The organism is Parabacteroides sp. AF18-52, from assembly GCF_003479145.1.
GTDB lineage: Bacteria > Bacteroidota > Bacteroidia > Bacteroidales > Tannerellaceae > Parabacteroides > Parabacteroides faecis.
Window position 1 is genome coordinate 20,296 of record NZ_QUGR01000026.1, and the last position, 24,738, is coordinate 45,033.

At 43.7% G+C, this 24,738-nt stretch carries 19 protein-coding genes and 1 tRNA gene; 10 read left to right on the top strand and 10 right to left on the bottom strand.

Annotated features, from left to right (window positions below; genetic code table 11):
• Window positions 1-94: 94 nt before the first annotated feature.
• From mazG to DWX23_RS23510, 4 genes are all read right to left on the bottom strand, one after another.
• Window positions 95-880, bottom strand: a complete 786-nt coding sequence (mazG, locus tag DWX23_RS23490) for a nucleoside triphosphate pyrophosphohydrolase (RefSeq protein ID WP_122376324.1) — start codon at window positions 878-880, stop codon at window positions 95-97.
• 100 nt (window positions 881-980) lie between these two features.
• On the bottom strand, window positions 981-3,059 hold the full coding sequence (locus tag DWX23_RS23495; protein WP_122376294.1) for a cytochrome c biogenesis protein CcdA: 2,079 nt from the start codon (window positions 3,057-3,059) through the stop codon (window positions 981-983).
• 26 nt (window positions 3,060-3,085) lie between these two features.
• The gene (locus DWX23_RS23500) at window positions 3,086-3,997 is read right to left on the bottom strand and encodes an RluA family pseudouridine synthase (protein ID WP_122353365.1); all 912 of its coding nucleotides are present in this window, start codon (window positions 3,995-3,997) and stop codon (window positions 3,086-3,088) included.
• 417 nt (window positions 3,998-4,414) lie between these two features.
• Window positions 4,415-6,139: a VWA domain-containing protein gene (locus DWX23_RS23510; RefSeq protein WP_122376296.1), complete on the bottom strand. Its 1,725-nt coding sequence runs from the start codon at window positions 6,137-6,139 to the stop codon at window positions 4,415-4,417.
• Window positions 6,140-6,277: 138 nt separating this feature from the next.
• On the opposite strand from DWX23_RS23510, the gene DWX23_RS23515 reads away from it, so the two are divergent.
• The 8 genes from DWX23_RS23515 to DWX23_RS23550 all read left to right on the top strand — a co-directional run bounded on the left by DWX23_RS23515 (window position 6,278) and on the right by DWX23_RS23550 (window position 15,238).
• Entirely contained in the window at window positions 6,278-6,856 is a 579-nt protein-coding gene (locus tag DWX23_RS23515) for an RNA polymerase sigma factor (RefSeq protein ID WP_075556863.1), read from the top strand.
• On the top strand, window positions 6,853-7,716 hold the full coding sequence (locus DWX23_RS23520) for an energy transducer TonB (protein WP_122376297.1): 864 nt from the start codon (window positions 6,853-6,855) through the stop codon (window positions 7,714-7,716). Before DWX23_RS23515 ends, DWX23_RS23520 begins: the two co-directional genes overlap by 4 nt.
• Window positions 7,717-7,891: 175 nt before the next feature.
• Window positions 7,892-10,507: a valine--tRNA ligase gene (locus DWX23_RS23525; protein ID WP_122376298.1), complete on the top strand. Its 2,616-nt coding sequence runs from the start codon at window positions 7,892-7,894 to the stop codon at window positions 10,505-10,507.
• Window positions 10,508-10,659: 152 nt separating this feature from the next.
• Entirely contained in the window at window positions 10,660-12,627 is a 1,968-nt protein-coding gene (locus tag DWX23_RS23530) for a HAMP domain-containing sensor histidine kinase (RefSeq protein ID WP_122376299.1), read from the top strand.
• Window positions 12,628-12,652: 25 nt separating this feature from the next.
• A complete protein-coding gene (locus tag DWX23_RS23535) occupies window positions 12,653-13,504 on the top strand; it encodes a sugar phosphate isomerase/epimerase (RefSeq protein WP_122353378.1) in 852 nt (283 codons plus the stop codon).
• 43 nt (window positions 13,505-13,547) lie between these two features.
• Window positions 13,548-14,579, top strand: coding sequence for a DUF6340 family protein (locus DWX23_RS23540; RefSeq protein WP_122353379.1), 1,032 nt, complete (start codon window positions 13,548-13,550; stop codon window positions 14,577-14,579).
• 67 nt (window positions 14,580-14,646) lie between these two features.
• Complete coding sequence (locus tag DWX23_RS23545) at window positions 14,647-15,108, top strand: hypothetical protein (RefSeq protein ID WP_122353380.1); 462 nt, start codon at window positions 14,647-14,649, stop codon at window positions 15,106-15,108.
• A gap of 57 nt (window positions 15,109-15,165) precedes the next feature.
• Window positions 15,166-15,238: transfer RNA gene (locus tag DWX23_RS23550), tRNA-Thr, on the top strand.
• Between the two features lie 100 nt (window positions 15,239-15,338).
• On the opposite strand, the gene DWX23_RS23555 is transcribed toward DWX23_RS23550, so the two are convergent.
• Window positions 15,339-16,523, bottom strand: coding sequence for a 6-bladed beta-propeller (locus tag DWX23_RS23555; RefSeq protein WP_122376300.1), 1,185 nt, complete (start codon window positions 16,521-16,523; stop codon window positions 15,339-15,341).
• A 199-nt stretch (window positions 16,524-16,722) separates the two neighbouring features.
• Here DWX23_RS23555 and DWX23_RS23560 point away from each other — a divergent pair, with 199 nt between their 5' ends.
• Window positions 16,723-19,635 carry an ATP-binding cassette domain-containing protein gene (locus tag DWX23_RS23560; RefSeq protein WP_122376301.1) on the top strand — a complete coding sequence of 971 codons (2,913 nt, stop codon included), beginning with the start codon at window positions 16,723-16,725 and terminating at the stop codon, window positions 19,633-19,635.
• Window positions 19,636-19,667: 32 nt separating this feature from the next.
• Window positions 19,668-20,498, top strand: a complete 831-nt coding sequence (locus DWX23_RS23565) for a hypothetical protein (protein ID WP_122376302.1) — start codon at window positions 19,668-19,670, stop codon at window positions 20,496-20,498.
• Between the two features lie 56 nt (window positions 20,499-20,554).
• Here the strand turns inward: DWX23_RS23565 and DWX23_RS23570 are convergent, their stop codons facing one another.
• Genes DWX23_RS23570 through DWX23_RS23590 form a run of 5 tightly spaced genes read right to left on the bottom strand, consistent with a single transcriptional unit; the run spans window position 20,555 to window position 24,414 of the window.
• On the bottom strand, window positions 20,555-21,718 hold the full coding sequence (locus DWX23_RS23570; protein ID WP_122376303.1) for a PP2C family protein-serine/threonine phosphatase: 1,164 nt from the start codon (window positions 21,716-21,718) through the stop codon (window positions 20,555-20,557).
• 19 nt (window positions 21,719-21,737) lie between these two features.
• Entirely contained in the window at window positions 21,738-22,571 is an 834-nt protein-coding gene (locus tag DWX23_RS23575; protein WP_122353385.1) for a sensor histidine kinase, read from the bottom strand.
• Complete coding sequence (locus DWX23_RS23580; RefSeq protein WP_122353386.1) at window positions 22,564-23,682, bottom strand: sensor histidine kinase; 1,119 nt, start codon at window positions 23,680-23,682, stop codon at window positions 22,564-22,566. Before DWX23_RS23580 ends, DWX23_RS23575 begins: the two co-directional genes overlap by 8 nt.
• Before the next feature lies 1 nt (window position 23,683).
• Window positions 23,684-24,094, bottom strand: coding sequence for an ATP-binding protein (locus DWX23_RS23585; protein WP_122376304.1), 411 nt, complete (start codon window positions 24,092-24,094; stop codon window positions 23,684-23,686).
• Between the two features lie 17 nt (window positions 24,095-24,111).
• Window positions 24,112-24,414, bottom strand: a complete 303-nt coding sequence (locus DWX23_RS23590) for an STAS domain-containing protein (protein WP_122353388.1) — start codon at window positions 24,412-24,414, stop codon at window positions 24,112-24,114.
• Window positions 24,415-24,738 lie beyond the last annotated feature (324 nt).

Here is a 24,738-nt window from a genome sequence, read left to right on the forward strand (position 1 = left end):
ATATTATCATTATTTGTGTTTTTTGTTTAGATTTAGTTTTGGCGTTTAAGTTAAGGGAGGGGTGGCGACGTGATGTCGGTTCCCCTTTTGTTTTTTATAAACCTTTCGATTTAGCTTCATCCCATATCTTATCCATTTCTTCCAAAGACATTTCTTTCAGTGAGCGTCCTTCTTTAATGGTATGATCTTCCAGATAGTTGAAACGGCGGATAAACTTCTGGTTCGTACGTTCCAGTGCGTTGTCAGGATTGATCTTATACAAGCGGGCGGCATTGATCAGGCTGAAGAACAGGTCGCCGAATTCAGCTTCCATCTTATCCGTATCCATTTTGTCGATCTCTTCTTTCAGTTCTGTGAATTCCTCATGCACTTTATCCCATACCTGGTCGCGTTGTTCCCAATCGAAACCGACGTTGCGGGCTTTATCCTGGATACGGTGGGCTTTAACGACAGAGGGAAGGGAAGAAGGGACACCTTCCAGTACAGTTTTGTTTCCGCCTTTTTCTTTTAGTTTTATCTGTTCCCAGCTTTGTTCTACCTTCTGGGCTGTATCTGCAGATGCATCGCCGAATACGTGCGGATGACGGAAGATCAGTTTCTGGCAGAGGCTGTCGCATACATCTTTGATATCGAAAGCTTCTTTCTCTTCACCGATCTTTGCATAGAAAACGATATGCAGGAGCAGGTCACCCAGTTCTTTCTTGATGTTGTAGTTATCATTCTTCATGATTGCATCGCACAATTCGTAGGTTTCCTCGATTGTGTTGGTGCGCAGACTCTCGTTTGTCTGTTTTCTGTCCCAGGGACATTTCACCCGGAGTTCATCCAGGATGTCGAGTAGTTGCCCGAAGGCTTCCATTTTTTCTTCTCTTGTTGCCATTGAATAAGATGCCAATTTGATAATGTGCCAAATATGCCAATTGAAATACTCTTTTCGCTTGAGAGTATCCAATTGGCATATTTGCACATTGATTTATTTATTACTTTTTATTTTGCTCTTTGAAAGCTTTCAATCCGTTTTCAAGGAATTGTATATATTTCGATACATCTTCGTTGAAGGCGTAAGACGGGCCGAGCGGTTTACCTTCGTCATTCAGCAGAATGTAGAAAGGTTGCGCATTGGCTCCGAACTTGCTTCTTTGGAGATAACTCCATTTGTCACCGATCGTTTTCAGTTTACGGACTTTACCGTGTTCTTCTATTTCTATCGGTTTGGGCAGTTTGGTTTTGTCGTCTACCATCAGGGTGATCAGTACGTAATCCTTCTCTAGTAATTGTTTTACTTTCGGATCTGTCCATACGGATGCTTCCATCTTACGGCAGTTTACGCAACCGAAACCGGAGAAGTCGATCATAACCGGCTTGTTTACCCGTTTGGCGTAAGCCATACCACTTTCGTAATCATCATAAGGGGCGTGTACCTCGTCGTTGTACAGGCTGAAATCCTGTGTATACAAAGGAGGAGCAAAGGCACTGATCGATTTCAGCGGCGCACCCCAAAGTCCAGGTATCATATAAACGGCGAAACCAAAGGAGATGATTGCCATGAAAAGACGTGGTACGGATACATATTTTACATCGCTGTCATGGCTGAATTTGATCTTGCCCAGCAGGTAGAGTCCTAACAGGAAGAATATTACGATCCATAAAACGATAAATACTTCGCGGTCAAGCAGACGCCAGCCGTAAGCCAGGTCGGCAACAGAAAGGAATTTTAATGCCAATGCCAGTTCCAGGAAGCCTAATACCACTTTGACAGAGTTAAGCCATCCACCGGATTTAGGCATACTTTGCAGCATATTCGGGAAGATAGCGAATAAACTGAACGGAATGGAAAGTGCCAACGCAAATCCGAACATTCCGATAGCCGGACCCACAGCCGTACCCATAGATGCCGCTTGTACCAGCAGTGTACCGATGATTGGACCCGTGCAGGAGAAAGATACCAGTACCAGTGTAAACGACATGAAGAAGATACTTAATATACCGGTCGTAGAATCCGCTTTACTATCCAGTTTTGTAGTCCATGATGCAGGTAATACCATTTCAAATGCCCCGAAGAACGAGATAGCAAATACAACCAGCAACAGGAAGAATATGATATTGAAAATAGCGTTCGTCGACAGGTCGTTCAAGGCGCTTGCCCCGAAAATACCTGTGATGAGTAATCCCATCACCAAATAAATTACGATGATAGACAGGCCATAAGTGACGGCATCACGGATCGCTTTCTTCCGGTCTTTGGTACGTTTCAGGAAGAAACTGACCGTCATCGGGATCATTGGCCATACACATGGAGTCAGCAAGGCGATCAGTCCCCCCAGGAATCCGGCGAAGAAGATGAATAACCAGGAAGTATCTGTTGCAGTAACGGTTGTGTCGCCATACGCTTTCAGGTCATCGATAACAGGTGTCCATAAAGCAGCGTCGTCTGTCAGTGCGTTAGCAATCTTTTCCGGATTAGCGATGACTACCTCTTCTTTGGCTACCGGATCAGGTGTAGTAAGAGTTTTCCCTTCTTCTATGACCAGGTTTGTGTCCGGTAGTTCTTTTGTCACATCGTCTTTTTCCACGACAGGGGCATCGGCAGGCAATGTCAGTTTTGTATTTTTGCTGTCGAAAGCAAAGCTCACACGGTCAGGCGGCAGACAGGTTTCGTCGTTGCAGACCATAAATTCTACTTCACCTTCAATCTTGAACTTTTTAGGATCGAGGATTTTTACCTTTTGGGTAAAAGTAACGGCACCGGGGAACCAGCGGAGGTCCATTGCAAACTGCTCGTCGTAAACGACAGTCGGTTTGATGTTGGACACCGGTTGTCCGATCAGTTCTGCCCCCTGAAGCGTTTCAAAGGTGAACGAGGTCGATACAGGTCCTCCTTCCGGCAGATTCATATCGTATAAATGCCAGCCCTTTTCGATCGTGGCGGCGAATACGATTTCTTTTTCGGCAGATTTGGAGTCCTCCAGTTTTATTTTCCACTTGACAGGCTGATGGATTTGAGCCTGTACGGCCAGTGTTACGAACACCAGCAATAAGATGCTAAAGAGTTTCTTCATTACTATGTATATATTTCTGTCTGTGTTTATTTAGCTAATGACACGAAAGCATCCGGGATACGTGTTTCGAAGCGCATTTCTTCTCCTGTCTCCGGATGAATAAAGTAGAGCCGTCGGGCATGAAGCATCAGCCGTCCGGCGGGATCGGTCTCTGCGCCGTACTTATAATCGCCGGCGATCGGGTGTCCGATGGATTCCATTTGGACACGTATCTGGTTTTTGCGGCCTGTTTCCAGGTCGAGCTCCAGCAAAGAATAATGGCCGTTGCTATGCAACACGCGATAACGGGTGATCGCTTCTTTTCCTTCGCCTTCGGCTGTTACATAAACCTGCATTTTCGTATTTTCAATCAGGTTGGAGACGATCAGGTCGGAGTCTTTTTCCGGGCGACCTTCCACAACGGCAACGTACGTGCGTTCGGTGATTGCCGAGTTCCAGTTCGATTGCAGAGCTTTTTGCACGCGCTGGTTCTTGGCGAACATCATCAGTCCGGACGTATCACGGTCGAGACGGTGCAGGACAAAGATCTTGCTTCGCGGATCATTTTTCTTGACATAATCGCTAAGCAGATGGTAGGCAGTACGTTCTTTTACACGATCGCTGGAAACAGACAGGAGTCCGTTTTTCTTGTTGACAACGATCAGGTCGTCATCTTCCCAGACAATATGCAGCAAGGGGTTACTGAACTCCACCTTCCCTCGTTCGTAACTGATCTCGACTTCGTCTCCCGGCACTAAAGGAGCGTTGAACAGGGAAGTAACTTTCCCGTTTATCAAGATTTGTCCGTGGGCAAGTAATGCCTTAACGGAACTTTTGCTCTGTTCGCTCAACAATTGAAACAGAAAAGCAAGCAATGTATTCTCTTCCTTAACCGAAACTTTGCGTCCGCGAGGGGCTTTTTTTAGATTTGTGTCTTTGTAACCTGAGCGTCTTCTCATTTTATTTCATAAATAATTTACAAAGATACTGGCAATTGCGGAATGTTGCAAGCTGTGTTTCATAATCTTGGGGTCTGTTTAAATTTTATTCAATAAATATTGTATTGACTTTTTCTCGTTTGTGCAAACATTCATCTTTTCAAACATAGGTGTTTTGTCGTTAAATCATATATGTTTTGATGACAAAACACCTATGTTTGGCTTATTAAATACGTAAGTATTTCCTGTAACCGCTCGGCGGCTTTTTTCAAATGGGTAGGCATCGCTTTGTGAATGGATAGGCACTCGTTTTCAGGCTCTGTTGTTTGTTGAATATCAATCTGTATACTCTGCGTTTTAAATAGTGACGCCAAAAATCGATCGGAATACATGAAGCTGGCTGGCTTCTTAATCGTTGGCGATGCTCTTGTTGCTCGGTTAGTGAGTTGCTGCAGTCAGTCCGTTTATTGTTTCAACCAGGCGGATAAATTCCCGTTTGTAACCTTGGCGATCGTTTACCAGTCCGCTTTGTGCCAGAGAGATCACCTGATTATATGACCCTGTTCCTTTGTATTCGGAGTTGCGCAGTAGCTGACCGAACATGGCGACAGCCGATGCAAAATAGAAATCAGGGGAAAGCTTGTTGCTGTTGTTTGCTTTCAATTTAGTCTCTATCAGTTGGCTGACGTCGCTGTTGGGAGCTTTGTAACGCAAGCGTATAGTCAGTAACTCCGGTTCTGCAAACTGCATGGTGCGGGGAGCATTGTTCGGTTTTATTTCGTAAAAAGCCGTAACCGTATGTCCGGCACCCATTTCACCGGCATCTTTGGTGTCGTCGTTGAAGTCTTTGTTATTCAATAAGCGGCTTTCGTAACCGACCAAACGATATTCCTGTACCTGTTCAGGATTGAAAACAATCTGTAACTTCACGTCTTTGGCTACGGCATACATCGTACCTCCAAACTCATGGACGAGCGTTTTGTTTGCTTCCTGAATATTATCGATATAGGCATGATTGCCGTTTCCTTTTTCGGCGAGCACCTGCATCTTGTTGTCCTTGTAATTTCCCATTCCATAACCCAGAACGGTAAGGAATACACCGCTTTTACGTTCTTTTTCGACTAATCGTTCCAATCTTTCGGAAGATGATACTCCCACATTGAAATCACCATCGGTACAGAGTATCACGCGGTTGTTTCCTTCCCGGATATAATTCTTCCGTGCAATATCATAAGCGAGTTGAATACCGGCACCACCGGCTGTTGAACCTCCAGCTGTCAGTTCATCGAGTGCTTCGCGGATCTTTTGCTTATTACTTCCGGAGGTAGATGGAAGTACCACACCTGCTTCTCCGGCATACACCACGATGGCTACGCGATCTTCTTCCCGCAGATTATTGATCAGGAGCTTCAGGGATGACTTAACCAATCCCAGGCGGTCCGGCCCATACATGGAACCTGATACATCAACGAGGAAAACCAGATTGGAAGCCGGTAGATTTTCAGAAGGAATCTCTTTCGCTTTTAGTCCGATACGGACCAGTTGGTTTTCCTTGTTCCAGGGACATGGTCCTATTTCGGTAGTGATTTTTACCGGATCTTTCCCTACTGGCTGTTCATAGCTGTAGGAGAAATAGTTGATCAATTCTTCTACGCGGACCGCATCGGCCGGAGGGTTTTGCCCCTCATTGATATAGCGCCGGATCGTCCCATAAGAAGCGGCATCGACATCGATCGAAAAAGTGGAAAGCGGTTCGTTCTTGACTTTCCTGAATTTGTTTTCTGCCAGTTGGTTATATTCGTTTCTGTTTATTTCCTGATCGTAATAATCGGATGAGGATGTGGTCACCAAAGCTTCGCAACAAACGATTTCTTCTTCTGCAATGATGGGAGCAGCGTCTTCAACGATAGAGAGAACCTCTACCTGTGCCTTCGTCTTTTTCTGTGTTTGTGCCTCAGCCTGCGCCGGATGCGGAACCGGAGGGGGTGTGCAGATTAACGGTTTTTCCTCGACAGGTACTTTAGCCGGACAGATCGCGATAACTGTACTGTCTGTGTTTATTACTTCTTTTGTTTCCGGTATCTGCTTTATTACCAGGAGAAACAGACCGGCAGCCAGGATAGATGCCGTGAGTAAGCTGATGATTGTTGTTTTCGTTTTCATGACTGATCCTGTTTAATGATTAATGAATTGCTTTTACCTGATAGATGCCGCGATAAAGGCGGATTCCATAAATGTTTCGAACTTTTTTGAGAAAGATTTTAATTTAAAGTTTACATTTGTAGAAAAAACGAGAACAACTTGCTGTTTTTCAGACGTAACATATCGACCTATTCAGATAGCGAACTGCTGCAATTATATAAGGAAACCGGGAAAAGCGATTATTTCGGTGAACTGTATAATCGCTATATTCCATTGCTATACGGGTTGTGCCTGAAATATTTGCAGGAAGAAGAGAAAGCACAGGATGCTGTCATGCAATTGTTCGAAGACCTGCTGCCGAAACTTTCGCGTTACGAGATACGGGAGTTCAGAACCTGGATTTACAGTGTGGCAAAGAACCATTGTTTCCAGCTTTTGCGGAAAGAAAATCCCGAAATAGCAACTGATTTTGACCGGCAATTTGTGGAATCGTACGATTTATTGCATCTATTAGATAAAGAAGAGACTAGCGACGATGCTCGTACGGCAGCCCTCAAGCACTGTCTGGAGAAGCTGCCCGAACCGCAGCAACGTTGTATCCTGTCTTTTTTTATGGAAGAAATGTCGTACGTCGATATCGTAGAGCAGACCGGATATCAGCTCAAAAGCGTAAAAAGTTATATTCAGAATGGCAAGCGCAATCTGAAAAGTTGTATTGAAAAGAGAATGGCGCAATGAAAAATCTGTTGCAATACATACAAGGTTCACGAAAAGGCAAGGAAGCCCATCGTCTGGAAAAAGAGGCGATGAGAGATCCTTTCTTGTCCGATGCACTGGATGGTTATCAGACAGTGGAAGGCAACCATGTGGAAAGTATTGAAGCAATGCGCCGCCGTATTTCCCGCCGTACCCGTTCCCAAAGAGATCTGATTGCAAAATGGAGTATTGCAGCCAGCTTGTTGATCTGCCTGGGATTTGGCAGTTACTTCTGGTTCAACAGGGAAGTTGGCCTGCCGAAAGAGTTGCAGTCGATGGTTATACAGGAAGAAGCCGTTACACCGCCACTTCCTCCTGAACCGGTGATAGCCCGGGCTGCTGCTACCGGCGAATTACAGGAAGAAACGGAAGCGATGCAAAAGAAAGCTCTGGCAGCAGCGAAAAAGCCTGAAGCCAAGATGCGGCAGGCAGCACCTCCGCCGGCACCTTTGGCCGCTGCTCCTGCGACAGCCGAAGTCTTGTCTATTGTTGAAGATGACGCCGATGTGGCAGAAATGATCGTGGCAGAAGAAGAAGTAGCGATGGATGTAACTATGGCCCGTGCCCCGATACACCGGCCGGAACCCGTTATCGGTTATAAAGCCTATGAGGAATATTTGCGTAAGGAACTGATTCGTCCGCAAGACTCGATTTGTAAAGGAATAACCGGAATAGTCGTTGTTGAATTTCATATCGATGACAAAGGCCGCCCTGTCAATCTGGAAGTCAAACGAAGCCTGTGTGCATCGGCGGATAAGGAGGCACTTCGTCTGATCGAAAAAGGCCCGGATTGGAAAGTGGATACGGCTCGGGTTATTGTTCCTGTCCTTTTCGCTCCGTAAACAATCTTCGAATATCTTTAATTAGTCCATTTTATTCCATTATTAAAATGTAACTATCCTTATTTAAAAGCTGTACGGAAGTACTCTAATTCCATCTTATTTTGTAATTTTGCACCTTCGTACATAATATATATGTATGGAGAGAGAAATAAGATAACAGATTAATATAAACAATATGGAAATTGCAAGTAAGTACAATCCCGCAGAAGTAGAGGGAAAGTGGTATCAGTATTGGTTGGATAACGGCTTTTTCAAGTCGAAACCGGACGGTCGCGAACCGTACACAATCGTCATTCCGCCCCCTAACGTCACCGGCGTACTTCATATGGGACACATGCTTAACAATACCATTCAGGATATTCTGATCCGCCGTGCCCGTATGTTGGGAAAGAATGCTTGCTGGGTACCGGGTACCGACCATGCTTCTATCGCTACCGAGGCAAAGGTGGTGAACAGACTGGCACAGCAGGGAATCAAGAAAACCGACCTGACCCGTGATGAGTTCCTGAAACATGCCTGGGAATGGAAAGAAGAACACGGAGGTATCATCCTGAAACAGTTACGCAAACTGGGTGCATCCTGTGATTGGGACCGTACTGCTTTTACGATGGACGAAAAACGTTCGGAAAGCGTATTGAAAGTTTTTGTCGATCTGTTCGATAAGGGCTTGATCTATCGTGGTGTACGTATGGTGAACTGGGACCCGCAGGCCTTGACCGCTCTTTCCGATGAAGAAGTAATCTACAAGGAAGAACATAGCAAACTGTTTTACCTCCGTTATAAAATCGAAGGAGAAGACGGTTACGCCGTTGTCGCAACTACCCGTCCGGAAACGATCATGGGCGATACCGCTATGTGTATCAATCCGAACGACCCGAAAAATCAGCACCTGAAAGGTAAGAAGGTAATCGTTCCCCTGGTAAACCGTGTGATCCCGGTCATCGAGGACGATTATGTAGATATCGAATTCGGTACAGGTTGCCTGAAAGTAACTCCGGCGCATGATGTAAATGACTATATGCTAGGCGAGAAATATAACTTGCCTTCCATTGATATCTTCAACGATAACGGAACATTGAGCGAAGCTGCCGGGCTGTATATCGGTATGGATCGCTTCGACGTTCGTACACAGATCGAAAAAGACCTGGAAGCGGCCGGACTGTTGGAAAAGGTGGAAGCATACGAAAATAAGGTAGGTTATTCGGAACGTACCAATGTGCCTATCGAACCGAAGCTGTCTATGCAGTGGTTCTTGAAAATGGAACATTTGGCACAGATCGCTTTGACACCGGTTATGAATGACGACCTGAAATTCTATCCGCCTAAGTTCAAGAATACATACCGCCACTGGATGGAGAACATCAAGGACTGGTGTATCAGCCGTCAGTTGTGGTGGGGACATCGTATCCCGGCTTATTATCTGCCGGAAGGTGGTTATGTGGTAGCCGAAACACCTGAAAAGGCATTGGAACTGGCGAAACAAAAGAATCCGGTACTGACAATGGACGATCTTCGTCAGGACGACGACTGTCTGGATACCTGGTTCTCTTCCTGGTTGTGGCCGATCTCTCTGTTCGACGGTATCAATAACCCGGACAATGAAGAGATCAACTATTACTATCCGACCAGCGACCTGGTAACGGGACCGGATATCATCTTCTTCTGGGTGGCCCGCATGATTATGGCAGGTTACGAATACAGAGGCGACATGCCGTTCAAGAATGTTTACTTTACCGGTATCGTTCGTGATAAACTGGGACGTAAGATGTCGAAATCATTAGGAAACTCTCCCGATCCGTTATTGCTGATCGAACAGTATGGTGCCGATGGTGTCCGTATGGGATTGATGATGGCTGCACCTGCCGGAAATGATATTCCTTTCGATGAGGCATTATGCGAACAGGGACGTAACTTCAACAATAAAATATGGAATGCATTCCGTCTGATCAAAGGTTGGACGGTCGATGATACGATTGCACAACCTGAAGCATCGGCAACTGCCGTTAAATGGTTTAAGATGCAGTTGGATAAAACAATTGCCGAGGTAGACGATTTGTTCAGCAAGTACCGTCTGAGCGAAGCGATGATGGTTATCTATAAATTGTTCTGGGATGAATTCTCTTCCTGGTATCTGGAAATGATCAAGCCTGGTTATCAGCTGCCGATCGATAAGGAAACTTATCAGGCAACACTCGGTTTCTTCGACGCTTTGCTTCGTTTGCTTCACCCGTTCATGCCGTTTATCACAGAAGAATTATGGCAGGCTCTTGAACCACGTAAGGAAGGTGAAAGTCTGATGGTTGCATTAATGCCTGAAGTTGCACCGGTAGATGAAGCCTATCTGGAATCATTCGAGATCGTGAAAGAGATCGTCAGTGGTGTCCGTACGATTCGTTTGCAGAAGAATATTCCGAATAAGGAAGAGTTGGTTTTACAGGTGTTGGGCGGTCACAACGACGCTTTTAACCCGGTGATTGCCAAGATGTGTAACTTGTCTGAAATTACTAAGACAGACGATAAAGCAGCCGGAGCCGTTTCCTTCCTGGTTCGTACCACGGAATATGCTGTTCCTCTGGGCAACATGATCAATGTAGAAGAAGAACTGGCTAAGCTGGAAGAAGAACTGAAGTATCAGCAAGGCTTCCTTAATTCCGTATTAAAGAAACTGAGTAATGAAAGTTTTGTAAGCAAAGCTCCGGCGAAAGTGATCGATATGGAACGTAAGAAACAGGCAGATGCCGAAAGTAAAATCAAGTCGATTGAAGAGAGTATTGCAGCATTGAAAAAATAAGGGATTTCTCTTTATTTTATATACAGGATGCACCCGTATTTGTCAGATAAACGGCAAATATGGGTGTTTTTCTTTTATTTATTGGGACGTAAGATATTATTTGTCTAATTTTTACTAACTTTCGACCCTTGATATATGGAGGATATGCAGAAATGAGGGTTTTGAAAGGAAAGTTGTTAATCATCTTTTGCCTTTTGTGGGTTTATTGTATCCCACAAGCAATATACGGTGCTGAAAGTATCGAAAAAACGTTGTCTCTGGATTCGCTGTTTTTAATTGTGCAGGCGAATAAAGGGAAGCCTCAGGTGTATCAATATACAACTCAACTATTGGAAGAAGCCCGGCATCAGAAAAATCAAACCCAGATAGCAAATGCTTATTTTAGTTATGTGAGGTATTATTATGCAAAGAATCCTGACAGCATGTATTATTGGATGCAGCAGGCATTACCTTTATTTCTGGATCAAAAGCGCTATGAAGAATATTTCCGGATGAAAGCCTGGTATGTGTATATCTTAACCCGTGCCAAAAAGAATGATGAAGTTTTGAAATGCATCAATCAGATAAAAGAACAAGCTGAAGAGTTGGGTTATCTGGATGGTATCGATATGGCTAATCAGGCTTTGGCTGATTTTTATTTATCAAATAATTTGTGTGATGAAGGTGTTGCTCTGTATGAGGAGATATTACGGAGTATGGAAATGCGTAATGCCCCTTTGATCAAGCGTATCAATATTATCCGTCAGTTAATGAATAAACCCAGAGACCTGAATGTGAAAATGAAATATATTCATCGTTTGGAGGAATATGTAAAGATTTGCCACACCCGTAAAATAGAGAAAATAGATGAGGAAAATCCAGTCTACTTTTTGGAATATGTTGTTCACAGGCATTATGCGGTAGAATATATATTGATGGGTAAATTGAAAGAAGCGATGCAACATATTCAGCAAGCGCAGAAACTGTTGAATAAATATGAAATGTTTAATTATCAATCAGATCTGCAGACTATTTTTGCTTCTTATTATCATCAGAGTAAACAATACGATAAGGCAATCGCTTTGTATGATTCCCTGTTGTCTTTATGGAAAACGCGGAATTCCATGTCTGCCTATCTGGAGGTAATGAAGAACAAAGCGGAAATTTTGGATGAAAGTGGGCGGTACAAGCAGGCCGTCCAGGTTTATCAGGAATATGCTGTTTTGAATGATTCTCTGTCCAAAGTACGTTATTATAAGGAATTGGCAGAGATGAAAACGCAACATGAAGTGGATAAACTGGAGCTTCAGAATAAGCAAATGGACCTGGAGGTAACAGAAGCTCATTCCCAGATGTTGAAAATGGGGGGCGGACTTGGTTTTCTGTTTCTTTTATGTTGTTTGTTGGGGTATATTTCTTATAGCCGCCATCGCTATGGGTTGCAACTGAAGCTGGCCAAGGAAAAGGCTGAAGAAGCCGATCATCTGAAATCAGCTTTCCTGGCTAATATGAACCATGAGATACGGACACCGCTGAATGCTATCGTCGGTTTTTCCCAGATTCTGATCGATGAGGAAGATGTCGAGACCCGGCAGGAATATGCTAATATTATTCAAAATAACAATGAGCTGCTTCAGCGTCTGATCACTGACGTACTGGATCTTTCAAAGATTGAATCGAATACTATGACGCTTCATTATGCAGAATATGAGCTTTCTGTCCTGATGAAAGAGATTTATAATGTCATTCTTATGCGCATGCCGGAAGGAGTGGAGTTGCAACTAAATAACTGTCCCCAGCAACTTTTTTATACCGATCGTAACCGTCTTACGCAAATTCTTACTAACTTGCTGACCAATGCAATAAAGCATACGGAAAAAGGTTTTATCCGGCTTGGTTATGAAGTGACGGCAACGGATGTGGTCTTTTCTGTGGAAGATTCGGGTGAAGGTATTCCTGAAGACAAACTGGAGAAGATATTCAGCCGCTTCGTTCAATTGAATGACTGGAGCAAAGGGGTAGGACTGGGGTTAGCAATTTGTAAAGGACTTATTTCTCAGATGGGAGGAACGATCAGTGTTTCTTCGCAGTTTGGTATAGGATCAACCTTTATTGTGACGTTACCCCTGAAAAAACCGTAACATATTTTATATACATTATTATACCATGGAGAATTCTAGAAGAAAATTTTTTAGACAAGGGCTTGCCGGTGCCTTATTGTTAGGATCGGCAGGAGTAGTAAAAGCAGGTTTGCCGGACCGGATCATTCCTAAAGCGGCGAAGTCGATCAATCCCTGGCATCTGGGGATGGCTGGTTATACATTTGTTAATTTTGATTTGGATACTACTCTGAAAACATTGCAGAGACTCGATATTCATTATCTTTGTATCAAGGATTTCCACTTGCCGCTGGATAGTACCGATGAACAGATCAAGGCATTTCATGATAAATGTGCTGCTCATAAAGTAACCGGCTATGCTGTTGGACCTATATATATGAAGAGCGAAGCGGAGATCGATCGTGGTTTCGAGTATGCGAAACGCGTAGGTGTAAAGCTTATTGTGGGCGTTCCCAATTATGAATTGCTCCCTTATGTGGACAAGAAAGTAAAGGAATACGACTTCAATTATGCGATCCATCTGCATGGACCCGATATTAAAACTTATCCGGATGCGACAGATGTTTGGGAGCATACGAAAGATCTGGATCCGCGTATCGGAATGTGTCTGGATATTGGCCACGATCTGCGTAACGGTTGCAATCCGGTAACGGACTTGAAAAAATATCATACCCGTGTGTTTGATATGCATATTAAAGATGTGACGGATTCTTCGAAAGCAGGTGTCGGCATAGAGATCGGACGTGGAAAAATAGACTTCCCGGCATTAATGAAAATGATGCGTGAAGTCAACTATACCGGAATGTGTAGTCTTGAATATGAAAAGGATATGAAAGATCCTTTCCTGGGTATAGCTGAATCGATCGGCTATTTCAAGGCGGTGAGTGATATTGTATAATTAGGGGCGCAAGTCATTGCGCCTCCTCTAATAGTAAAAAGTGATGAGAGTTGCATATTGTTTATTGAGCGTTTGCTTATTAGCCTCCTGTAGTTCTGTGAACTATGTGGGGATCGAGACTTACAACCCGGCCGAGATAACATTTCCCGGTAATGTCGGTAAGATCCTGGTAGTGAACAATGCTATCCCTCAACCGGACGATGTCGGGTGCGAGTTCATGTTGTTTGGCGAAAAGGTGGATACTTGCAGGGTAAAAGCCGATAGTGCCTTGTTTTATGCCTGTAATGGGTTAGGAAAAGCAATGGCTGATATCTCCTTTTTTAAGGATGTGCTTCTCTATCATGATGCTGTCCGTACGGATGATGTCTATTATGAGGACAAGAAACTGACGCCGGATCAGGTAAAGGCGTTGTGTGAGGAAACCGGAACGGATGCGGTGGTTTCCGTCGATCGTATGTTGTTCGAATCAAAGAAAAATATCGTAGCTTATCCGGAAGGTTATGTCGGAGGAGAAATTCAGGTGAAAATCTCCGGGGTTGTGCGTGGCTATCTTCCCGGCAGGCCGAATCCGTTGGCTACGGTCTATGTTGCCGATAGTGTCTTTTTTAATGAGGAGGCTCCCAACCAGATTATTCTTGACAGGTTCCTGCCTTCATCGGAAAACGCGTTGCGTGCTTCCGCGGAATATATAGGAATGAAAACCAGTCCGAACTTTGTTCCTCACTGGAATAGCGAGACACGTTGGTTCTATACCGGTATGGGGTCACGATGGAAGGAAGCTTCGGCTTATGCACAGTCCGAGAAGTGGGATAAGGCCGTTGAGCACTGGAAACATTTATATGAGAATTCAGGTAGTTGGAAGTCGAAAGCGAAAGCTGCATCCAATATCGCTCTGGGGTGTGAGATGAAGACCGAATTGGAGGAAGCCTATGAATGGGCGAATAAATCAGGCGAGTTATTTAAAAAAGGAGAAGGTGAAGACGGTAAGAATGCGAAACTTTTGCAGCTTTATATAGAGGTGTTACGTAACCGGGTCCGTTCAGATAAAAAACTTAACATGCAATTTGGAGAATAATATCATATATTCTCCGAATTATTATTACTTTTGACAGACGATTCGAAAAAAGAATAAAAAAAGAGTTATGAGTGCAAATAATGCAAAGATTCAGTCTGTCCTGGAGACAACATTTACTTCTGCCATCAACAAATTGACTGCTGAAGATTCTACCGGCTATTACAGCGATTTATATGTCCAGGCTGATCCTGAAAGCGGGGAATTGCAAATCTATGACGAAGAAGAACGATTATTGGATAAAGTAATTGTTTTCGATTGGGTAGGTTGTCCCTGTGAAGAAGAACAGTTCAATAAGCAGGTAGCCAACACTGTAAAATCTGTGCTGACTCTTTTAGTTGCGAAAAAAGTTTTTGATAGCCCTCATATAATGAAACCTTTCTCTGTCAGCCTGACGGATGAGGATTTCGTTGTAATAGAGGAACTTCTATTCATTGACGACGAGCTTTTACGGGCAGACGATCCGCTGTTGAAAGATTTAGATGCAGATTTAGATGATTTTTTAGCCAAACTTCTTTCAGATGTCGAATAGACTTTTTACCTTTGTGCCCGGATTGAAAAACAAGTAACAATAACAATATAGTTTGTTGCCGAAATAGCTCAGTTGGTAGAGCAATTCATTCGTAATGAATAGGTCGCCGGTTCGAGTCCGGCTTTCGGCTCTCTTTTCAAGTAAAATAAAAACAGCGGCTCTAAAGTCGCTGTTTTTTTATTGTCAGGTTTCTCCTGAAAAAGAACAATAGCCTTATAGAAGCAATATGTTTATAGCTTGAATTTGATGATCCTGACTACCGGATTGTCGTCTTCGACAAGTTTTTTCGCAATCTTATCTCCATTCCCAGCCAATCTTTTTCCATGATAAGCATCTATTACAGCTGATGCCTGAATCAGTTCGGCTACCATATTCCTGGCAATGGCGGGTGACCCTTCCGGCGACCATCTTCCCTGACTCCACGCTCTTGTGTCATATTCTGCATCCAAAATTGGAACTTTCTTTATTTCACCGGTTTTTAATTCATACATGAACGTGGGGATCGGTCCGCCTTTCAAATTATTAAAATCTAAAAGAAGTGTACCGATCAACATGTATTTATCAGTTGTAACAAGAGGAATCCATATATTCCGGGGCTCGGCAGCATGAGTCGATGGAGTGCGGGTTAATAAAGGTATTAGTCCTTTGCTTGGTGATAATTGGTAGAGTGTGTCGGACGATATATCTGCAATCATCAGATCCGGGCCATAATGTATGTTTTGAGGATAATAAATACCAAAAGCTCTCCACATATTGTTCTCTAATTTTTGAGGAATCTTGTTTGAATATCTTTCTGTAAAATGAATATCCAATACGGAAATCAGGCTGCCGTCTTTCTTGGATACCAGGCGGTAAGGTGATGTTTTTGTCTTTTTCTCACGACCAGGTTCAATGATTACACCTTCGTAAATGAGCAGCGATTCATCATCAAAATCAAATATACTCATCTCATTATCGAATGTGTTTATTTTTAATGTTCGTTTGTAGTCACCCTTCAGGGAATAAACCTGAATGTACTGGGAACACACATAGATTTCCTCTTTCTTTTCATCAAAGATTGTTCCTACATTGATCCATGTGTATTCCTGGCCACTCTGCCCTTTATGGTTAAAGTGAGAATAAAGTTTTCCCGTATTACGATCGAAAACAAAGATGTCACCATGCCGGGTTTCATGTACAAGGATATATTTGTCGGTGACAGCGGAGAGTACAGCCCCATCACTCAATAAAATATCATCAGTCGTCTCGAGCGGCACATATTCAATATCAGCCATCTCTTGAAGACGCATCTTTTTTTGAGGATAGTTCTTTGAAAAATCAAATACCGGTAAGTTACTAGCTTTTGATTGGGCATTGATTATCTGACATCCCATTAAAATGAATGGAATTACTAAGAGGAGCTTTGTTGTTTTCATAGTATTTCTTTTTTATTGATGAATTGAACTTTATTACCTGACACTTTGTAAAGTTGCAAAAAATTATTCTCAATGAGCCGTATTCCTTTATTTTTATTATTTAATCGGAATGTTTTGTTTGGATATTTCGCCAAACCTGTCGATTCTTGTTATATTTGTAATCTGATTGATTATTATACAGATAAATAACAGACAAGCAATGAATGAGACCATACTGAACGGGCTACTGAATCTATTTGCCATTTTTGCCTCTTCCGTACGCATTGAAAGGGAACAGGCCAGCCGCGCTGTTCATTCTTATTTGTCAAGCCATTTCGGAGTACGGTCCCATAAAGAATATATCGAACTGTATAATGCTTTACGCGATATGTATGACGATTCGCTCTTTGCACTAGACAAGGAGCAGATCGTACGTAATATCTGTGAGCAAATGAAAGTGAAGTTACGGGCTGAGGAACAATTGCTTTTGCTGATCCGTTTTGTAGAATTTGCTTATACGAACAGTAAAGAAGCGGATGAGCATATGGCTCTTTTCCGTTTGGTAGCAGATATATTTGCTATTCCCCAGGATGAATTTGATGATGCGCTGGCTTTTATCACAGGCAGACCTTCCGCCTCTTTATTGACGATCAGTGGTGAAGACGAGACCGACGGCAACCACATCTGGCGGAAAGGTATGGAGGGGATTATCCGTGTATTCTTTATACGCCGTTTTGATAAGCAGATATTTACTTATCATGGGTGCGGGCAGGTCTTTATGAACGATATTCCTCTTTCGCCGGATATGTTTTATGCCTGGCAGCATAGCAGCGTGTTGAAGGGGCCGTTGTTCCTTCCTGTTTATTATAGCGATTTACTTCCTGTTTTCAATAAGAATGAAAAAAAGGAGATCGTTCGTCTGGCTGGGCGGGATATTGATTTTACGTTTAAGAACAGTCGTAACGGACTGCATAATTTTTCTTTCAATCTGGAATCCGGACAGTTGGTTGCCATTATGGGGGGAAGCGGAGTAGGTAAGTCTACCTTGCTGGGTATTATGAATGGAAATATTCGTCCTGATCAGGGTACTATTACCGTGAACGGGCATCCGCTCGAATCACCCGAGGCACGCCGGCTGATCGGTTTTGTTCCTCAGGATGATTTACTGATCGAGGAACTGACGGTCTATCAGAATCTTTTATATACTGCCCGACTTTGCTTCGCCTGCCTTTCCGATCAGGAAATAGGAGAACGGGTTGATACCGTATTGAAAGAATTAGGTCTGGAGGAAATAAAAGACCTGGAAGTCGGATCCCCTATCCGTAAAACGATCAGTGGGGGACAACGGAAACGTCTTAATATCGCGCTCGAATTGATCCGCGAACCGGCTATCCTTTATCTGGATGAGCCGACTTCCGGACTTTCATCATCGGATTCGGAGAAAGTAATCATACTTTTGAAGGAACAGACGCATCGGGGTAAGCTCGTGGTGGTGAATATCCATCAGCCTTCATCTGAAATATATAAACTGTTCGATCGTTTATGGCTGTTGGATAAAGGCGGTTATCCTATTTATGACGGGAATCCGATAGAGGCTATTACCTATTTTAAACAGGCGGCAAAATATACCGATCCGGATATCAGCGTATGTAGTGCCTGCGGAAATGTGAACCCTGAGTTGATCCTGAATATCATCGATTCAAAGAAGATCGACGATTCGGGTAACCAAACAGATATCCGTAAGTTCACACCGGAGGAATGGCATGAAGAATATCTACGTTCACGTCCGTCTTTTTCGCAGGTGAGTGAGGAAGAGCTGCCGGAAAATCTGCAGAAGAAGCCTTCCTGGTTCAAACAATTCATGATTTTCCTGGAAAGAAATATCCGGACGAAGTTGGCGAATAAGCAATATCTGGCCATTACCTTGCTGGAGGCTCCTTTGCTGGCGTTGATCGTGGCACTTCTGACACGTTATGTGGACGGGGGCGAATATGCATTGCTAACGAATAAGAATTTTGTTTCCTATATCTTTATGGCTGTGATCGTGGTGACCTTCATGGGGCTAAGTATCAGTGCCGAAGAGATTATAAAGGACCGGACGATCCTGAAACGGGAACATTTTCTCCGGTTGAGTCGCAGCAGTTATCTGACTTCCAAGATGATTTATCTGTTGTTTATTTCCGGTCTTCAATCCTTCTTGTTCATAGCTGTGGGAAATGCCATCATTGGAGTAGGCGGAGAGATGTTCTTTATCTGGTGGAGTGTCCTGTGGGCTACTTCTTTCCTGGCGAACCTTACTGGTCTCATCTTGTCTCAAACGATGAGTTCGGTGGTTGCCATCTATATTACTATTCCGCTTTTGCTGATTCCTCAGATATTACTTTGCGGGTTGGTAATCAAGTTTGACGATCTGAATACCCGTGCTTCCGATGAGAACATTGTCCCGCTGATCGGTGAGATAATCCCTTCGCGCTGGGCTTTCGAGGCGCTGATGGTCGAGCAGTTTTGTGATAATGCCTACAACCGGACCTATTTCCCGATCGAAAAAGAAAAGTATCTGGCGCAATATTATGAGAATGTGCATTTGCCGGAAGTCCGGACATTGGCAGAACAGATCGCAACCGCTGACGATCCGGGAAAACGGAAAACGGTTGAAAATGAACTGGCCGTACTTGCCCGTGCAGCCCGCATCGAACCGCGTACAGAAGGGGAGAACTATCTCTCTTATCTGGATAAGGTTGCAGCCGCATTACATCAACGTGCCCATAATTTTACGGCTTATCTGGATCAGATACAACGTGAACAGAGTAATGAAAAAGGTGCGGAATGGTTGACCGAACAGAAAAAAGCCCATCATAATATGGCTATAGAGGATCTGGTGATGGGAACCGGCAGCCGTCATTTATATAAAGAAACGAACAATCGTATTTACCCGCTTGTCGGTATTGTTTATGTGGAACCGGATAACCATTGGGGGCGTGCGACCTTCTATAGTCATGAGAAAAACTGGGGCGGATTTTATTTTTCTACCTATAAATTTAATTTATTGGTTATAGGTTTCTTTGCATTATTAGCGATTATCGCTATATTCGCAGAGTTTCCCGGGCGTTTCTTTAAACAGGACGAAGGATGAAGTTTGAAATATAAATTATTAAATTATACAATATGAAAAAGAGTGTATTAAGCATGCTCGCCGTAGCAGCATTAGTGTTTGGAATGACTTCCTGCAACGGAGCCAAAAAATCAAACGAACAAGCCAAAGAAACTGAGGAAGCTGCCGTTATAGCAGGTCAGGCACCTAAAGACCTGTTAACCGAGGAGTTGAAACAAGAAACGATCAAATTACTGAAAGACATGCCGGATTCTGAAATCCCTTATCGTCTGACAAGTGGTGAAGTAAAAGTAAATGTAGGTGATGTAAAATATATGTTGCCGACAGCTAAAGCTGCCGAATTGAGCACACCGGCACAGAAAGCCCGTGCATTGGGAATGTATATGGCTGACTATAACGTGCTGAAAGCAATGGGACAGTCTGCTGCTGAAGTAGAAGCTGTAATTGCAAAACTGGCTACCGACCTGAATATCTCTTTCGTTCTGGATATCCTGAAAGAACAGGCTCCGAAAGATGCAACAAAAGAACAGGTGCAGGCATTCCTTCAATCTCAGGAAGATAAAATCATCGAAAAGATGGCTGCAGAAAACAAAATCGACGTTGAAGTTGAAATGTTAGGTGCTGCTTCTGCCGAATATGCTTGTCTGATCGCTAATCCTACATTGGTAGTAAAAGGCGATGCTACATCTGCCGGTCTTTCTGCTAATATGGAAAAACGTGTTAGCATGTTGGAAGAAGTGGTTGCCGACCTGGCTAATTATTATCCCGACCTGAAACAACTGGGTGCAGCTATTTCACCGTTGAAAGAAAAGGTTGCAACTATTCAGGATGCAAGAGCTGCTAATGCAGAGATCACAGGTATCCGCGATTCATTGCTGAAATAAGTTATATATAATATAATGTATAGAAAAAGGCTGTCGGAAGACAGCCTTTTTTGTTTTTATCCTTTGTAAGCGATCGATAGTAATGTTATATCATCCGATTGTACGGCATCTACGACAAATTCGCCAACTGTTTCAGTAATTTTATCTACTACCTCTTTCGGTTTCTTTCCTGCCAGTTCCCGGCAATTATCGAGTAACCGGCGTTCGCTGTATAGTTCGTGTTTCTTGTTCATCGCTTCCGTTACTCCGTCGGTGTAAAGGAACAGATTATCGCCGGGAGCGAGTTTCAACTCTTTCTCGTGATAAGTGGCATCGCTCATGGCTCCCAGTATCATGTCATTGGTTGTCGGGACTTTTGAAACGGAACCATCCTTTTTCATCAGAATCGGTGGATTATGTCCGGCGTTGCAATAAGTAACGATGCCCGTTCGGATATTCAGAATACCGTAGAATACGGTGACGAACATGTCGTTCACACTTTCCTGGCAGAGAATACTATTGGAGCGTTGCATACACAAAGCGGCGGAGTTTTCGGTAAGTGCAATGGCACGTATCACCGTGCGGCTGATTGCCATAAAGATGGCAGCCGGTACCCCTTTGCCCGATACGTCGGCTATGACAAACCCCAACCGGTCTTCTCCGATACGGAAAAAATCATAGAAGTCGCCTCCCACATATTTTGCGGCACTCATATAGGCATACAAGTCGAACGATTTCAAATCCGGGAACGGAGGAAACGTCTTCGGCAGGATCGTTTGTTGTATTTCCTGAGCCACATGCAGATCATTCTGAATGGATTCCAGTTGCGTATGTTCTTGCTGGGCCTGTTTAATAAAGGCGATCTGTTCGGCAGCCTTTTCGATGGTCCGTTCCAGATCTTCCAGGTTGATCGGTTTCGTTGTGAAGTCGAATGCTCCCTGGTTCATGGCGCTTCGGATATTTTCCATATCACCGTAGGCCGATACCATAATACATTTGAGTGCCGGGTTGCGCATCTCGTTGATTTTGGTGAGCAAGGTCAGACCGTCCATTTCAGGCATATTGATATCGCTCAGGATCACATCGAAGTCTGGTTTGGCAAGCAACATCTGGAGTGCTTCCAGTCCGTTGTGGGCAAATGAAAATTCATATTCGCCTTTCTTTATCTTGCGACGAAAATATTGGGTTAACAATATTTCCAGGTCCAGTTCATCGTCTACACTTAATATTTTTATAGCCATAGTAGCGTTGTTTCTGTAATTATTGAATCGGAATGGTGATAGTAAAACGAGTAAACTCGTTGGGTTGGGATTCCAGTTCTATCGTTCCGTTATGTTTTTGTTCGATGATCGATTTAGTGATGGAGAGACCTAAGCCTGTCCCTTCTCCCAGCGGTTTGGTCGTGAAGAACGGGGTATAGAGTTTCTCTTTAACTTCGTCCGTGATACCAGAACCGTTATCTTCGATCGTGAGGCGCACTTTATCACCGTCTTTCTTCAGGCTCACTTTTATGGTCGGTTTGTAAGGTGTTTCAGTAGCACCTTTCGACTTGTTGAATACAGCATAACACGCATTATTCATCAGATTGAGTACTGCGCGGCTGAAATCCTGCGGGATCACCTTGACCAATTGAAGCGTATCGTCGTATTCTTCTTCGATAGCAACGTTGAAGCTCTTATTGTTAGCCCGTACCGCATGGTAGGAAAGCCATACGTATTCTTTGGTCAGTTGACACAGATTGGTAGGAATATATTCATCGTCCTTTCCGCGTGAATAGAGCAGGATGCCCCGGATAACGCTGGATGCCCGGTTGCCGTTCTCTTCAATCTTGTTCATGTTACCTTTCAGATCCTCCATGATTTCCCGGAGTTCTTCATCAGCATCTGCCGGCAGTTTGTCTTTCAGTTCGTCCAGTACTTCTTCCATATCCTGCAACAACTTGCACGATAGTTTGCTGAAGTTGATCACAAAGTTGAGCGGGTTCTGTATCTCGTGTGCAATACCTGCGCTCAACAGTCCGAGTGAAGCCATCTTTTCCTGTTGACTGACTTGTTTTTTCAGACGTTCAATTTCTTGTTTGCTGTTATCACTCATTGTTGCTCTTTTGATAAATGGGAATAGAAATCATGAACTCAGTGAAGTTGTCCTTCTCACTCTTAACGATGATGGAACCATGATGGTTCAGGATAACTTCCCGGCAGAGGTACAAACCGACACCTGCCGCTTCGGCAGTAGGTTTAGTTGTAAAGAACGGTTCGAATATCTTATTCTTGATATTATCTTCGATACCGATACCGTTGTCACGGATGCTGATATAAATCGTTCCGTTTAGTCTCTTCTCCACCTGGATCGTGATGACCGGGGAGAACTCTTCTTTCTGTAACTTTTTCAGCAATGCATAGATACTGTTTTTCAACAAGCTGAGCATTACTTTGTTCATTTGTTCGATATCTATCTCTGCCATGGCAGGTTCTGCCGGGCATAGGATATCGATCTGTATCTGTTTACTTTCGATCTCTTCTTTGAACGCTTTGCGGATCACGTCTACATTCACTTTACAGAGTTCGCAGATGTCGGTAGAAGTGGCATTGCCGTTCCTGTCTTTCAACAGTTCCTCCATCGCTTTTACGATCCGCACGGTGTTGCAGCCATGCTCATTGATTTTTTGCAGGTTGCTGTTGATCATATCGAGTATTTCGATGCTGTCGGCATAGTTCTCTTTCGACATGACCGCCTGTTCTTCCGTGATGTTAGCCTTCAGGTCTTTGATCAGGTTGGCGGAAAGTCCGGCAAAGTTATTGATGTAGTTGATCGGGTTCAGGATACGGTCGACCAGTCCTTGTGTCAATTGGCCGACGGTTGCCAGTTTTTCTTTGCGGACAAGTTCGTCCTGTGCTTTAGCCAGAGCATCCAGGGCATCAGAGAGTTTTTTGGACTCATTCAATACTTGGTCACGTTGGATACGGAGTTCGATGGTCCGCTCTTCCACAATCTTTGCCAGGTATTCTTTTTGCTTCAATTGTTTGCGAAACCGTCCTTTAATGATATAGAGGATGATAATTGTTACAATCGTGAGACCGGGAATCGTATCCCAGTCATAATAAAGACCGAGGATGACTACTATCCATCCCACCAGTGTCGCTTTCTCAATGATCCGTAATTTCAGCTTGAGTGCGCTTATCTCTTTGATGTCGAAGTCTGCCATATCAATGAATATCTTTTGTCATTGTGAGTATATTTTTTCCTGATGAACGGGAATAGGTGACTTCTGTCATCAGTTGTTTGACCAGATAGATCCCGAGACCTCCGATAGGCCGCTCTTCCGGCGGGAGGGTAATGTCGGGTTCTTTCATTTCCAGCGGATTAAAAGGCGTACCTTTATCGGTGATGACGATCGTCAGCTGTTTGTTCCCATAGTTCATATCGATGCGTATATCCTGATCTTTTTTATTCGGGTAGGCATATAATATGACATTGGTCACCACCTCCTCGAGAGCCAGTTTGATTTGCATCGTCAACTGCTCTTCCAGTCCGTAAGCGGAGGTGTGCAGGTCCAGAAACTCATACAAACGGGTGAGCTGCTCCAGTTCGTTCTTTATGTGTAACGTGTTTATCATCTGCCGGTACGGGGCGCTTAGGATTCGATGGTAAGGAAAGAAGAGAAACCGGTGATATTCAGAATATCTATGATGTCCTGTTGCAGGTTTCTCAGACGGAAAGTCCCGTTTTTTGCTTTCATACCTTTCTGCAGGGTCAACAGTAAACGAAGTCCGGCGCTACTGATATAAGTGAGCTCCGTTCCATCGAGTACTACAGTATGTACATCTTCTGCAAGTATTTTAGTGATCTCTTTTTCAAAATCAGCAGAAGTAAGCGTGTCTAACTGACCGGAAAGGTTGATGATTGTTTCGTTTCCGTTTTTTACTGTGATCTTCATATATTGTTTTTGTTCTGATTTCTATTACAACAAAAGTATAGATAATCATTTAGTTGGACAAGTTATTTAGGGCTTTTGTACGGATCATAACGGAAATAGGCGGAAGGTATATAGGTTGGTCGTATCGGTATGCCGATATGTTTCGCTTTTCGTTGTGATAACAGTGTTTTGCCACGATGATGTCATAGCAGTGCCAATACTATGGCACAACACTGCCACAGTAATGGCAGAGTTTTGCCACAGCATTGGCAGAGTTTTGCCACAGCATTGGCAGAGTTTTGCCACAGCATTGGCAGAGTCCTTTCTTCAGGCCGAAAATCCTTA

Bases quoted from the DNA above. Each gene is read 5' to 3' on its own strand.
- DWX23_RS23575 (WP_122353385.1), bottom strand. From the start codon at position 22,571: ATGAGTGATAACAGCAAACAAGAAATTGAACGTCTGAAAAAACAAGTC.
- DWX23_RS23540 (WP_122353379.1), top strand. From the start codon at position 13,548: ATGAGAGTTGCATATTGTTTATTGAGCGTTTGCTTATTAGCCTCCTGT.
- DWX23_RS23555 (WP_122376300.1), bottom strand. From the start codon at position 16,523: ATGAAAACAACAAAGCTCCTCTTAGTAATTCCATTCATTTTAATGGGA.
- DWX23_RS23525 (WP_122376298.1), top strand. From the start codon at position 7,892: ATGGAAATTGCAAGTAAGTACAATCCCGCAGAAGTAGAGGGAAAGTGG.
- DWX23_RS23570 (WP_122376303.1), bottom strand. From the start codon at position 21,718: ATGGCTATAAAAATATTAAGTGTAGACGATGAACTGGACCTGGAAATA.
- DWX23_RS23520 (WP_122376297.1), top strand. From the start codon at position 6,853: ATGAAAAATCTGTTGCAATACATACAAGGTTCACGAAAAGGCAAGGAA.
- DWX23_RS23565 (WP_122376302.1), top strand. From the start codon at position 19,668: ATGAAAAAGAGTGTATTAAGCATGCTCGCCGTAGCAGCATTAGTGTTT.
- DWX23_RS23560 (WP_122376301.1), top strand. From the start codon at position 16,723: ATGAATGAGACCATACTGAACGGGCTACTGAATCTATTTGCCATTTTT.
- DWX23_RS23500 (WP_122353365.1), bottom strand. From the start codon at position 3,997: ATGAGAAGACGCTCAGGTTACAAAGACACAAATCTAAAAAAAGCCCCT.
- DWX23_RS23510 (WP_122376296.1), bottom strand. From the start codon at position 6,139: ATGAAAACGAAAACAACAATCATCAGCTTACTCACGGCATCTATCCTG.
- DWX23_RS23495 (WP_122376294.1), bottom strand. From the start codon at position 3,059: ATGAAGAAACTCTTTAGCATCTTATTGCTGGTGTTCGTAACACTGGCC.
- DWX23_RS23590 (WP_122353388.1), bottom strand. From the start codon at position 24,414: ATGAAGATCACAGTAAAAAACGGAAACGAAACAATCATCAACCTTTCC.
- mazG (WP_122376324.1), bottom strand. From the start codon at position 880: ATGGCAACAAGAGAAGAAAAAATGGAAGCCTTCGGGCAACTACTCGAC.
- DWX23_RS23545 (WP_122353380.1), top strand. From the start codon at position 14,647: ATGAGTGCAAATAATGCAAAGATTCAGTCTGTCCTGGAGACAACATTT.
- DWX23_RS23580 (WP_122353386.1), bottom strand. From the start codon at position 23,682: ATGGCAGACTTCGACATCAAAGAGATAAGCGCACTCAAGCTGAAATTA.
- DWX23_RS23585 (WP_122376304.1), bottom strand. From the start codon at position 24,094: ATGATAAACACGTTACACATAAAGAACGAACTGGAGCAGCTCACCCGT.
- DWX23_RS23530 (WP_122376299.1), top strand. From the start codon at position 10,660: ATGAGGGTTTTGAAAGGAAAGTTGTTAATCATCTTTTGCCTTTTGTGG.
- DWX23_RS23535 (WP_122353378.1), top strand. From the start codon at position 12,653: ATGGAGAATTCTAGAAGAAAATTTTTTAGACAAGGGCTTGCCGGTGCC.